General features: G+C 61.2%; 10 protein-coding genes. 9 read left to right on the plus strand and 1 reads right to left on the minus strand.

The window, feature by feature from the left end; translation table 11 throughout:
* The first annotated feature begins 126 nt into the window (after positions 1–126).
* From BMZ10_RS15895 to BMZ10_RS15915, 5 genes are all read left to right on the plus strand, one after another.
* Complete coding sequence (locus BMZ10_RS15895; protein ID WP_093464206.1) at positions 127–735, plus strand: MiaE family protein; 609 nt, start codon at positions 127–129, stop codon at positions 733–735.
* Between the two features lie 202 nt (positions 736–937).
* Entirely contained in the window at positions 938–1,411 is a 474-nt protein-coding gene (locus tag BMZ10_RS15900) for a MarR family winged helix-turn-helix transcriptional regulator (RefSeq protein WP_093464101.1), read from the plus strand.
* The gene (locus BMZ10_RS15905) at positions 1,408–2,904 is read left to right on the plus strand and encodes an efflux transporter outer membrane subunit (RefSeq protein WP_093464104.1); all 1,497 of its coding nucleotides are present in this window, start codon (positions 1,408–1,410) and stop codon (positions 2,902–2,904) included. The genes BMZ10_RS15900 and BMZ10_RS15905 overlap by 4 nt, the downstream gene beginning before the upstream one ends.
* 10 nt (positions 2,905–2,914) lie before the next feature.
* A complete protein-coding gene (locus tag BMZ10_RS15910) occupies positions 2,915–4,201 on the plus strand; it encodes an HlyD/EmrA/EmrK family protein (RefSeq protein ID WP_093464106.1) in 1,287 nt (428 codons plus the stop codon).
* The gene (locus BMZ10_RS15915; protein ID WP_256214517.1) at positions 4,188–5,786 is read left to right on the plus strand and encodes a DHA2 family efflux MFS transporter permease subunit; all 1,599 of its coding nucleotides are present in this window, start codon (positions 4,188–4,190) and stop codon (positions 5,784–5,786) included. Before BMZ10_RS15910 ends, BMZ10_RS15915 begins: the two co-directional genes overlap by 14 nt.
* A 54-nt stretch (positions 5,787–5,840) precedes the next feature.
* Here the strand turns inward: BMZ10_RS15915 and BMZ10_RS15920 are convergent, their stop codons facing one another.
* A complete protein-coding gene (locus tag BMZ10_RS15920; protein ID WP_093464111.1) occupies positions 5,841–8,285 on the minus strand; it encodes an acyl-CoA dehydrogenase in 2,445 nt (814 codons plus the stop codon).
* A 306-nt stretch (positions 8,286–8,591) separates the two neighbouring features.
* Between BMZ10_RS15920 and BMZ10_RS15925 the strand changes: the two genes are divergently transcribed.
* The 4 genes from BMZ10_RS15925 to BMZ10_RS15940 all read left to right on the plus strand — a co-directional run bounded on the left by BMZ10_RS15925 (position 8,592) and on the right by BMZ10_RS15940 (position 11,868).
* Positions 8,592–9,215: a glutathione S-transferase family protein gene (locus BMZ10_RS15925; protein ID WP_093464114.1), complete on the plus strand. Its 624-nt coding sequence runs from the start codon at positions 8,592–8,594 to the stop codon at positions 9,213–9,215.
* Positions 9,216–9,387: 172 nt separating this feature from the next.
* On the plus strand, positions 9,388–10,320 hold the full coding sequence (locus BMZ10_RS15930; RefSeq protein ID WP_093464117.1) for an ABC transporter ATP-binding protein: 933 nt from the start codon (positions 9,388–9,390) through the stop codon (positions 10,318–10,320).
* On the plus strand, positions 10,317–11,096 hold the full coding sequence (locus BMZ10_RS15935) for an ABC transporter permease (protein WP_093464120.1): 780 nt from the start codon (positions 10,317–10,319) through the stop codon (positions 11,094–11,096). The genes BMZ10_RS15930 and BMZ10_RS15935 overlap by 4 nt, the downstream gene beginning before the upstream one ends.
* 283 nt (positions 11,097–11,379) lie before the next feature.
* Entirely contained in the window at positions 11,380–11,868 is a 489-nt protein-coding gene (locus BMZ10_RS15940; protein WP_093464123.1) for an Hcp family type VI secretion system effector, read from the plus strand.
* Positions 11,869–12,031 lie beyond the last annotated feature (163 nt).

The raw sequence follows: 12,031 nt of genomic DNA on the forward strand, positions 1-12,031 counted from the left end.
CACTATAGATGCCTGCGCTCACTCAGGGAGCTGATCAGGTTCAGTTTTTTGATGCGTCCAAGGCTGGTTCTGCCCGGCAGGCCCCGTATAATGCTGCGCCTTGCCCAGCCAGCCAGTTGTGAACTCATGCAGATTTATCCAGAAGTCGACGCTTTCCTGCTTTGCCCCACCCCGGACAGCTGGGTTCAGGCGGCCCTGCTCAATCTCGACATTCTGTTGATCGACCATGCAAACAACGAAAAGAAGGCTGCCGGCGCCGCCTTTCAGTTCATGTTCCAGTACAACGACAAGTTCGACCTGCTGGCGAAGATGTCGCGCCTGGCCCGGGAAGAACTGCGTCATTTCGAACAAGTGATCGGCATTATCAAAAAGCGTGGCATTCCGATGGCCAACATCAGTTCGGCGCGTTACGCCGGGTCGTTGCGCAAGCGGGTGCGCAACCACAATCCCTATCGCCTGACCGACGCGTTGATCGTCGGGGCTATTGTCGAGGCGCGGTCGTGCGAGCGGTTTGCTGCGCTGGTGCCGCACCTGGATGCGGACCTGTCGAAGTTCTACGTCAGCCTGTTGAAGTCCGAAGCGCGGCATTTTCAGGACTATCTGAAGCTGGCCTACACCTATGGTGACGAAGCCGACGTGGACGCCAAGATTGAGGAAATCCGCCTGGCCGAACGCGAGCTCATCGAAAGCCCGGATGAAGACTTCCGCTTCCATAGCGGCGTGCCAGCGTTTTAAACCCTTCTCTCGGGTCAGGCGTCTCGGACGCCTGTCCGCCATTCGCCTGCGCCAGCTGACTGGCGACATCCCTCGGACCTGTATGCGACAAGCACGCCTGTCTGAAACTTCGCATCCTAAAAAATGTTTCATTGTGTGTTAGCTGCCTAGGCAGTTATATTTTCATCCACTTACTGCCTAGGCAGATAATTGGTGACTATCAATGGCGCACTTCACTCCTGAAAATTTCCAGGACAGCCTGCTGGGCATGCTTCTGGGCCGTACTGAACAACTGAAAAACCGCATCCTCGACAAACACCTCGAGCCGCAGGGCGTCACTGCCCAGCAGTTCAAGGTGTTGATCATGATCGCCAGATTCGGTGCCGAAGCGCCTGCGGATCTATGCCGCATGCTCTCGCTGGACAGTGGTTCGATGACCCGCATGCTGGACCGTCTGGAGCAGAAAGACCTGCTCGCCCGCACGCGTTCGGAAGTGGATCGTCGGCAGATCCGCCTGGTGCTGACCGAGGGCGGCAAGGCGCTGTCCGATCTGCTCCCGCAGATTGGCGCCCAGGCAATGAACGAGATGGTCGGCGTGCTGGACGACAGCGAACTGGCCATGCTGGAAAAGATCCTCACCAAGATTCTGGTTGCCTCGGCCGATCCCATCACGCTCGCCAGGATTGCCGAACGATGAACATTCAACGCAAACAGGGCGCTGCCTTGCGCACTTCTCTGAGCCTGATTTTCGGGGCGATGGTGCTGGCCGGTTGCGCCAGTTCCAGAGGCCTGGACACTGAAGGCGTGGGTCTGGACGCCAACACGTTGCAGGCCGGACAAAGCCTCAAGGGCGTCAATCTGTCCGCCGCGGCCTGGCCTCGGCCGGATTGGTGGACCAGCCTGGGCGACCCGCAACTCAACGGCCTGATCACCGAGGCCTTGCGTGACAGCCCTGACATGCAGATCGCGTCTGCACGCAGCCATCAAGCCAGTGCCGCCGCTTACGCCGCCGACGCTGACCGGATGCCGACAGTCGATGCCGACGCCAGTGTGAGCCGCTCGCGTCTGGCCCGTGATCAGGACCCGTTGGGGCAAGGCAGCCGTTACAGCACCTTGCGCAGCCTGAGCGCGAACTTCAATTACAACTTCGACCTGTGGGGCGGACAGCGTGCCGCGTGGGAAGCGGCCCTTGGCCAGGCCCGCGCCAGCGAAGTCGACCAGCGCGCGGCGCAATTGACGCTCGCCGCCGACGTCGCCCGCGCCTACAGCGATCTGGGGCAGGCCTACGTGGTGCGCGATCTGGCGGCCGAAGACCTCAAGCGCACTCGCCAGTTGCTGGAACTGGGCGCACGGCGCTTCAGGTCCGGGATCGACAGCGAATACCAGTATCAGCAGACCGAAAGCCTGGAAGCCGGCTCCCGCGAGGCGCTGGTCGATGCGGAAAAACGCCTGCGCTCGGCGAAGATCGCGTTAGCCGTGTTGATGGGCAAAGGCCCGGATCGCGGCGAAGAGCTCGTTCGGCCCAATGTTCTGAAGCCCGCTGTGGTGGCGTTGCCATCGGTGGTGCCGGCCGAGCTGTTGGGTCGTCGTCCTGATCTGGTGGCGGCGCGCTGGCGGGTCGAGGCGGCGAGCAAGGACATCGTTGCCAGCAAGACCAACTTCTACCCGAACCTCAATCTGAGCGCGTCGGCAGGCGTGGAGTCGCTATTGGGCGATGCGATGTTCGGCTCGGCCAGTCGCTTCTTCAATGTCGCGCCGACGGTTTCACTGCCGATCTTCGACGGCGGCCGTCGACGCGCCGATCTTGATGCGCGCGATGCCGATTACGACCTCGCGGTCGCGCAGTACAACAAGAGCCTGGTGCGCGCCTTGGGCGATGTCAGCGACAACATCGGCCAGTTGCGCGCGATCGGTGCGCAGATCGACGCGCGTCAGCAGGCGACAGACGTTATTCAGAAGTCCTTCAACACCGCCACCCAGCGCTATTCGTCCGGCATCGGCAACTACCTGGATGTGCTGAGCGTCGAGCAACAACTGCTGCAGTCGCAGCGCCAACTGGCTGATCTCAACGCGGAACGAATCGATCTCTCGATCCAGTTGATGCAGGCCCTGGGGGGAGGCTTCGAAGAAAGCACACCCGGCGAAAACGCCGCCCCGGCTGTCCCGTCAACTGCTTCGCTGACCCATTAAGGTACTCGTCATGGCCACTGCCGATAACGACAACAACGCTGCAAACGAACAAAAGGACGCTCAGGGCCAGAATGCCCAGAATGCCCAGAACGCCGCAAAGGACTCGCAGGACTCCGGTAACAAACAAGGCCAGCCGGCCCGTAATCCCCGCAAGCGCAAATGGCTGCTGGTGGGCCTTGCGGTGGTTGTGGTGCTGGCCGGTCTTGGCGTCTGGGGCTGGTACGAGATGTACGGCCGCTGGTACGAGAGCACCGATGACGCCTATGTCAACGGCAACGTGGTCGAGATCACGCCGCAGGTCACCGGCACCGTCGTGAGCATCGGCGCCGATGATGGTGATCTGGTCCGCGAAGGGCAGGTTCTGGTTCAGTTCGACCCGAACGACGCGGAAGTCGCGCTGCAAAGCGCCGAGGCCAATCTGGGTAAAGTGGTTCGTCAGGTCCGTGGCTTGTACAGCAACGTGGACGGCATGAAAGCCCAGCTGGCCGCGCAGCGCGCCGAAGTCCAGAAGGCTCAGGACAACTATAGCCGCCGGCGCAATCTGGCCGCCGGCGGAGCGATTTCCCAGGAAGAGCTGTCCCACGCCAAAGACGACCTGACCAGTGCGCAGAACGCCCTCAACAACATCCAGCAGCAGCTGGCGACCAGCACCGCGCTGGTCGACGACACGCAGGTTTCGTCGCACCCGGACGTCAAGGCTGCCGCCGCTCAGCTGCGTCAGGCCTACCTGAACAGCGCGCGCAGTACGTTGATTGCGCCGGTCACCGGTTATGTCGCCAAACGTACCGTGCAGTTGGGGCAGCGGGTTCAGCCGGGCACGGCGCTGATGGCGGTGATTCCGCTGAACCAGCTGTGGATCGACGCCAACTTCAAGGAAACCCAACTGGGCCAGATGCGCATTGGCCAGCCTGTGGACATCGAAGCTGACCTGTACGGCAGTGACGTCAAGTACAGCGGCACGGTGGACAGCGTCGGTGCCGGCACCGGTAGCGCATTCGCGCTGCTGCCCGCGCAGAACGCCACCGGCAACTGGATCAAGATCGTGCAGCGCGTCCCGGTGCGGATTCACATCAATCCCGACGAGCTGGCGCAGCATCCTTTGCGCATCGGCCTGTCGACGGTCGTCGATGTGAACCTGCACGACCAGAGCGGCCCGGTCCTGGCGCAGCAGCCGCCCAAGCAGGCGTCGTTCACCACAGACGTCTACGTCAAGCAACTGGCTGATGCCGACACGCTGATCGCGCGCCTGATCCACGAAAACAGCGCTTCGGCTCCCGGCAAGACTGCCCAGCGCTGACCTACAGCTCCGGCCTTGGCCGGAGCGACATTTGAGTGTCAAAGGATGTGCGATGAGTAACAACGCTCCCGCTTCTTTTACGCCGCCAAGCCTGTTGTTGACGACGATAGGCCTGTCGCTGGCGACCTTCATGCAGGTGCTCGACACCACGATTGCCAACGTCGCGCTGCCGACGATTTCCGGCAACCTCGGGGTCAGTTCGGAGCAGGGCACGTGGGTGATCACCTCTTTCGCGGTCAGTAACGCGATTGCCCTGCCGCTGACCGGCTGGCTCAGTCGGCGTTTTGGTGAAGTGAAGCTGTTCATCTGGGCCACGCTGCTTTTTGTGACGGCCTCGTTTCTCTGCGGAATTTCCACCTCGATGCCTGAACTGGTGGGTTTTCGGGTCGTACAGGGCGTCGTCGCCGGGCCGCTTTATCCGATGACGCAGACGCTGCTGATCGCGGTCTATCCGCCCGCGAAACGGGGGATGGCACTGGCACTGCTGGCGATGGTGACGGTGGTCGCGCCGATTGCCGGGCCGATCCTCGGTGGCTGGATCACCGACAGTTACACCTGGCCGTGGATCTTCTTCATCAACGTGCCGATCGGTTTGTTCGCCGCGTTTGTGGTGCGCACACAAATGGCCGCGCGCCCGGTCAAGACCAGTCGTCAGCCGATGGATTATGTGGGCCTCATCACCCTGATCATTGGTGTGGGCGCCCTGCAGATCGTGCTCGACAAGGGCAATGACCTGGACTGGTTCGAGTCGAATTTCATCGTCATCGGCACGGTCATTTCGGCGATTGGCCTGGCGGCGTTCGTGATCTGGGAAATGACCGATGACCATCCGGTGGTCAACCTGCGCCTGTTTTCGTATCGAAATTTCCGGGTAGGGACGATCTGTCTGGTATTCGGCTATGCAGGGTTCTTCGGCATCAACCTGATCCTGCCACAGTGGTTGCAGACGCAAATGGGTTACACGCCCACCTACGCGGGGCTGGCCGTGGCGCCGATCGGCGTGCTGCCGGTGCTGGCCTCGCCGTTCGTGGGTCGATATGCGCACAAGTTCGACCTGCGCCTGCTGGCAGGGCTGGCGTTTCTGGGCATCGGCATGAGCTGCTTCATGCGCGCGGACTTCACCAGCCAGGTCGACTTCACCCACATCGCGCTGGTGCAGCTGTTCATGGGGGCGGGCATTGCGCTGTTTTTCATGCCGACGCTGAGCATTCTGCTGTCGGACCTGCCGCCGTCACAGATTGCCGACGGCTCGGGGCTGGCGACGTTCTTGCGTAACCTGGGCGGCAGTTTCGCGGCGTCTTTGACGACCTGGATCTGGATCCGCCGGGCCAACCAGCACCACGCGTACCTCAGCGAGAACGTCAACAACTACGAGCCGACGACGCGCCATGCGCTGGAGACGTTGGGCGGGGCGAGCAATCAGGCCTACGCGCAGCTCGACAGCATGGTCACCAGCCAGGCGTACATGATGTCCACCGTGGACTACTTCTACATGATGGGCTGGATATTCCTGACGCTGATTCTGATCATCTGGCTGGCCAAGCCACCGTTTACCGCCAAGGCCGGACCCGGTGGCGGGCATTAAAAAAGGCGCTTCCCCTCGGGAAGCGCCTTCTTACCATTCAAAGAACAGACAGGCTCAGCGGATCTTTCCTTCGCTCGCCGTCAGCTCTTCCTTGTCGAAGTCATCCACGTCGATCACCTTGCGCCGTGCCGCTTCCGCCTCGTGCAGCTTCTGCGCCTCGGCGGCCTGCAGCACGCCGGCATTCAACGCCGCGTCGATCACAGGCTCGCCGCCCGCCGCTTTGACCTGACCACTTTTCACGCCGTGGTGCAGTTTGCCGTGCAGGCTTTTCGCGGCACCGAGCAGGTCGCTCGCGTGTTGCAACGCGCCGACCGGGTCGTCTGCCGAGGTCGGGCGGTAGCAGCCGGCGAGCAACGACTCCAGCGCCGGATCCCCTTTGGCACGGCCGAGAATGTCGGCGACTTCGGCGTCGAGCAGGTCCGAAGGTCCCTTGTGGCGCCGGCCGAACGGGAAGACGATGACCCGCAACATCGCTCCGAGCACGCGGTTCGGGAAGTTGCTGAGAAGCTCATCGAGTGCGCGTTCCGACTCACCCAGCGCTTCCTCCATCGACCAGCGGAACAAAGGAACCAGTGCATCGGGAGACTCCAGGTCGTGGAAGCGCTTGAGCGCCGCCGACGCCAGATACAGATGACTGAGCACATCCCCCAGTCGCGCCGACAGGCGTTCGCGGCGCTTCAACTCGCCACCCAGCAGCATCATGCTCAGGTCGGCGAGCATGGCGAAAGCCGCGGCCTGACGGTTGAGTGCGCGGAAATAACCCTGGCTCAGACGGTCCCCCGGCATGCGTTCTAAGTGGCCGAAACCCAGATTGAGCACCAGCGTGCTGGCGGCATTACGCACGGCGAAACCAATGTGCTGCAGCAGCAGGCCGTCGAACTCAACCACCGCGCGGTCTTGGTCTTCACGACCGGCGAGGGCCATTTCCTTGAGCACGAACGGATGGCAACGGATCGCGCCCTGGCCGAAGATCATCAGGTTGCGCGAAAGAATGTTGGCGCCTTCCACGGTGATGAAGATCGGCGCCCCTTGCCACGAACGGCCCAGATAGTTGTTCGGGCCCATGATGATGCCTTTGCCGCCATGCACGTCCATGGCGTGGGTGATGCACTCGCGACCGCGTTCGGTCAGGTGGTATTTGAGAATCGCCGACAGCACGGACGGTTTTTCCCCGAGGTCCACAGCGTTGGCGGTCAGCATGCGCGCGCTGTCCATCAGCCAGGCGTTGCCACCGATGCGAGCCAGCGACTCCTGGATGCCCTCGAAGGCTGCCAGCGGCACATTGAACTGCTGACGGATCTGCGTGTACTGACCGGTCACCAGGCTGGTGAATTTGGCGGCACCGGTGCCAACCGCCGGCAGGGAGATCGAGCGTCCCACTGACAGGCAATTCATCAGCATCATCCAGCCCTTGCCGAGCATGGCCTGCCCACCGATCAGGTATTCCAGCGGAATGAACACGTCCTTGCCCGAATTGGGGCCGTTCATGAAAGCGGCGCCAAGCGGCAAGTGGCGGCGACCGATTTCCACACCCGGTGTGTCGGTGGGAATCAACGCCAGACTGATGCCCAGGTCTTCTTCCTCGCCCAACAGATGCTCAGGGTCGTACGCCTTGAACGCAAGGCCGAGCAGCGTGGCGACCGGGCCGAGCGTGATGTAGCGCTTCTCCCAGTTCAGACGCAGGCCGATGACTTCCTCGCCTTGCCACTGACCCTTGCAGATGATGCCGGTGTCAGGCATCGCCCCCGCGTCCGAACCTGCCAATGGGCCGGTGAGGGCGAAACACGGAATGTCTTCGCCGCGCGCCAGGCGAGGCAGGTAGTGGTTGCGCTGTTCGTCAGTGCCGTAATGCACCAGCAACTCGGCTGGGCCCAACGAGTTGGGCACCATGACGGTCGAGGCCAGGTCGCCACTGCGGGTCGCCAGTTTCATCGCCACCTGCGAGTGGGCGTAGGCCGAGAAGCCTTTGCCACCGTACTCTTTCGGGATGATAAGGGCGAAGAATCCGTGTGCCTTGATGTGCGCCCAGGCTGCGGCGGGCAAGTCCATGGCCTGACCGATTTCCCAGTCGCTGACCATCGCGCACAGCTCCTCGGTGGGGCCATCGATGAACGCTTGTTCTTCTTCGGTCAGGCGGGATTTCGGGTAGCTGAGCAGCGTGTCCCAGTCCGGACGGCCGCTGAACAGCTCACCATCCCACCAGACCGTGCCCGCATCGATCGCGTCGCGCTCGGTTTCGGACATCGGCGGCAACACTTTCTGAAACCAGGCGAACATCGGCGCGCTGAAATGCTTGCGGCGCAGGTCCGGCAGAGCGAGCGGCAGCGCGACGGCCAGCCACAGCAGCCAGGGAATGATCATCCATCCATGGGCATGGCTGAAGGCGCCCATCGCCAGCAGGTAAACCGCGACGATAGCCAGCGCGGGGAAGGGAGCGACACGTCGATGCGCCAACAGCGCCACGCCGATCACCAGAACAACGATCCACAACAACAGCATAAACAGCCCTCCTTGATGATGGCGCTTCGAGCGCCATCGGCAACGCAGTCGGCCGCTCTGGCCCGCGCATCGATAGTGACCCCGTGCTGTCATGGGAGTTCGAGGGCTGGCCGATGCAGGCGAGGGTGTGGCTCGAACACCCGCATCGGGCAGCGGTGCAACCGTCGGACGCGGTGAAGCGACTGGCTCGTTCCCACAGGCGATGCGGCTGCTTTGAAATCAGCGTTCCCCTGCGTTGATGGTTTAGACTGTCGCCCGCCGGTATTGCCACTCATTGCTGTTTTCCAGCGCGGGAGAATAAAAAACATGCTGAAGATCTGGGGCCGCAAGAACTCATCCAACGTGCGCAAGGCGTTGTGGATCGCCGAGGAACTGGGGCTGCAATACGAGTCGATCAACGCAGGCGGTGCGTTCGGCGTCAACGATCAGCCTGAGTACCTGAGCAAGAATCCCAATGGCGTGGTGCCGATGATCGAGGATGGCGACTTTGTGCTGTGGGAGTCGAACGCCATCGTTCGTTACCTGGCCGCCCAGTACGGTGCGCAGACGGAGCTGTACCCAGCCGATCCCAAGGCGCGCGCGCAAGCGGACAAGTGGATGGATTGGACCACATCGACCTTTGCCGGCCCTTTCCGGACGGTGTTCTGGGGCGTGCTGCGCACACCGGCCGAGCAGCAGGACTGGGCGCAGATCAACGTCGCGAAGGTCACCATCGAAGGGATGTTGCGCATCGTCGACAAATGCCTGGCGACCCAGCCTTACCTGTCCGGCAGCGCGTTCGGCATGGGCGACATTCCGCTGGGCAGCTTTATTTATGCGTGGTTCGAGATGCCGATTGAACGCATCGAGCTGCCTCATCTCAAAGCCTGGTATGAGCGTTTGCAGCAGCGTGAGGCGTACCGCAAGGCGGTCATGACCGCGCTGACTTGAAGCTGACCGCGTTGCGTTGATAAGTACTATCAATATATCTCGCTGTACTTGCGGGGTGTCGGCAAGCAACATTGCCGACACCGCCTATGCAACCCCTCAGCGGGCGCGGCGGTTTTAACTTTTGTATTCGTGAGTTTTTCCTTATTTCCTTTCTATCGGTGTGTTTTCAGTCATGAGTTCAGCTCTGTCCATCCGGCAGCTAACCAAGACCTACGGCAACGGTTTCCAGGCCCTCAAGGGCATCGACCTGGACGTCGCCGAGGGTGATTTCTTCGCATTGCTCGGCCCCAATGGCGCCGGCAAATCCACAACCATCGGCATCATCTCGACGCTGGTCAACAAGACCGGCGGCACGGTCAACATCTTCGGTCATGACCTGGACCGCAATCCGGCGCAGCTCAAGCGCTCGATCGGCGTGGTGCCGCAGGAATTCAACTTCAACCAGTTCGAAAAGACTTTCGACATCGTCGTGACCCAGGCCGGTTATTACGGCATCCCGCCGAAGATCGCCAAAGAACGCGCCGAGCAGTACCTCACGCAGTTGGGCCTCTGGGACAAACGCAATGTGCCGTCGCGCTCGTTGTCAGGCGGCATGAAGCGTCGTCTGATGATCGCCCGTGCGCTGATTCACGAACCGCGCTTGCTGATCCTCGACGAACCCACCGCCGGCGTGGACATCGAGCTGCGTCGTTCGATGTGGACATTCCTCACCGAGCTGAACGAGAAGGGCATCACCATCATCCTCACCACGCATTATCTGGAAGAGGCTGAACAGTTGTGCCGCAACATCGGCATCATCGATCACGGCACGATCATCGAAAACACTGGCATGAAGACGCTGCTCAACAAGCTGCACGTCGAGACCTTCCTGCTGGACCTCAAGGACCCGATGCAAACCGCACCGCAGCTGGCGGGATACCCGTCGCGGCTGGTGGACAGCCATACGCTGGAAGTGCAGGTCGACAAAACCGTGGGGATTACCGCGCTGTTCGGTCAACTGGCCCTGCAAAACGTTCAGGTGTTGAGCCTGCGCAATAAAACCAACCGCCTCGAGGAGTTGTTCGTGGGCCTGGTAGAAAAGAACCTGTCGAAGGTGGCGGTATGAGTTCGGAGCTGCGCCCCAACCTGATTGCCATGAACACCATCGTCTATCGCGAAGTGCGTCGCTTCATGCGCATCTGGCCGCAAACGCTGCTGCCGCCCGCGATCACCATGGTCCTGTACTTTGTCATCTTCGGTAACCTGATCGGCCGGCAGATCGGTGACATGGGCGGCTTCACGTACATGCAGTACATCGTCCCGGGCCTGATCATGATGTCAGTGATCACCAACTCTTACGGCAACGTGGTCTCGAGCTTTTTCGGCGCGAAGTTCCAGCGTTCGGTAGAGGAGCTGATGGTGTCGCCGGTGTCGCCGCACACGATCCTGATCGGCTACACCATCGGCGGCGTGCTGCGCGGGCTGGCGGTGGGCGTGATCGTGACGATCCTGTCGATGTTCTTCACCGATCTGCAGGTTCATCACCTGGGCGTCACCGTGGTGGTCGTGGTGCTGACGGCAACGATCTTCTCGCTGCTGGGCTTCATCAACGCCGTCTTTGCGCGCAACTTCGACGATATCTCGATCATCCCGACGTTCGTGCTGACGCCGCTGACCTACCTGGGCGGTGTGTTTTACTCGATCAACCTGCTGCCGCCGTTCTGGCAGACCGTATCGCTCGCCAACCCGGTGCTGCACATGGTCAACGCCTTCCGCTTCGGCATCCTCGGGGTGTCCGACATCAAGATCAGCATTGCGCTGGCCTTCATGGTCGTGGCCACTATCGTCCTGTATCTGGGCTGCGCGCGGTTGTTGGTCAGCGGGCGCGGGATGCGTCAGTAACGTTTCGCCGCTGAGCACTGCCCAAGCGCGTGACTTGCCCCAAGATCAGCGAAGCCCGGCCATTAACCCGATGACGCCGGCTTGGCTGAAGTGACTCACTATCCGGTTTGCTGCTGCCAGGCAGCAGACCGCGGGAAATCGCTCCCGGAACATTCCGTAAGACAGCCCTCATCCCCCGCGTAGGACTGTTCTGAAACTGCAAAACCCGCCTCCTCGCACACCTTACCCCTTCCGTTGGCCTGCCCCTATCCTTGAGAACTTCACTCAGAAAGGAATCGGCGACATGGCGTTTGACGGATTTATCAAACTGGACGGCATTGCAGGCGAGTCACTGGATCAGCGGCATAAAGACTGGATCGAGATCGTTGCCTATAACTTCGGCGTTAACCAGAGCACCTCGGCGAGCGCCAGTTCGAACGGCGGCGCGGGCTCGGGGCGGGCCAGCCTGACGGACTTCAGCTTCACCAAGCGCCTGGACAAATCCAGCGCCCGGCTCTTCGAAGCCAGTTGCTCTGGCGAGCACATTAAAGAACTGACCCTGTGTTTGTATCGCGCCGGTGGCGAAAAGCTCAAATACTACGAAGTGCGCCTTGAGGAAGTCATCATCTCGGACTTTTCGCAAAACGGCGAAAGCGGCGAGCCGCTGGAAGAAGTGCAGATCAACTTCGGCCGGATCAACATTGTCTACACCCAACAGAAACGCAGCGACGGCGGCGCAGCAGGCAATGTCTCCGGCGGCTGGGACCGCATCGCCAACAAGCGCTTCAGTTGAGGCGCCGGACATGACCAAGCCGTACGTCTTCATCAACGAACAGATGCAATCCTACGCCACACTGAAAAACCGCGTCGGCGGTAATGCAAAGTTCGATACGCTCAATGCGCATCTCCTCAATATCGTGGTCATGCCCGGCCAGATTGTGGTGATGGGCGACCTT

It is taken from the genome of Pseudomonas sp. NFR16, from assembly GCF_900108875.1.
In the GTDB taxonomy this organism is placed as follows: Bacteria; Pseudomonadota; Gammaproteobacteria; order Pseudomonadales; family Pseudomonadaceae; genus Aquipseudomonas.

Bases quoted from the DNA above. Each gene is read 5' to 3' on its own strand.
- BMZ10_RS15895 (WP_093464206.1), top strand. From the start codon at position 127: ATGCAGATTTATCCAGAAGTCGACGCTTTCCTGCTTTGCCCCACCCCG.
- BMZ10_RS15900 (WP_093464101.1), top strand. From the start codon at position 938: ATGGCGCACTTCACTCCTGAAAATTTCCAGGACAGCCTGCTGGGCATG.
- BMZ10_RS15905 (WP_093464104.1), top strand. From the start codon at position 1,408: ATGAACATTCAACGCAAACAGGGCGCTGCCTTGCGCACTTCTCTGAGC.
- BMZ10_RS15910 (WP_093464106.1), top strand. From the start codon at position 2,915: ATGGCCACTGCCGATAACGACAACAACGCTGCAAACGAACAAAAGGAC.
- BMZ10_RS15920 (WP_093464111.1), bottom strand. From the start codon at position 8,285: ATGCTGTTGTTGTGGATCGTTGTTCTGGTGATCGGCGTGGCGCTGTTG.
- BMZ10_RS15925 (WP_093464114.1), top strand. From the start codon at position 8,592: ATGCTGAAGATCTGGGGCCGCAAGAACTCATCCAACGTGCGCAAGGCG.
- BMZ10_RS15930 (WP_093464117.1), top strand. From the start codon at position 9,388: ATGAGTTCAGCTCTGTCCATCCGGCAGCTAACCAAGACCTACGGCAAC.
- BMZ10_RS15935 (WP_093464120.1), top strand. From the start codon at position 10,317: ATGAGTTCGGAGCTGCGCCCCAACCTGATTGCCATGAACACCATCGTC.
- BMZ10_RS15940 (WP_093464123.1), top strand. From the start codon at position 11,380: ATGGCGTTTGACGGATTTATCAAACTGGACGGCATTGCAGGCGAGTCA.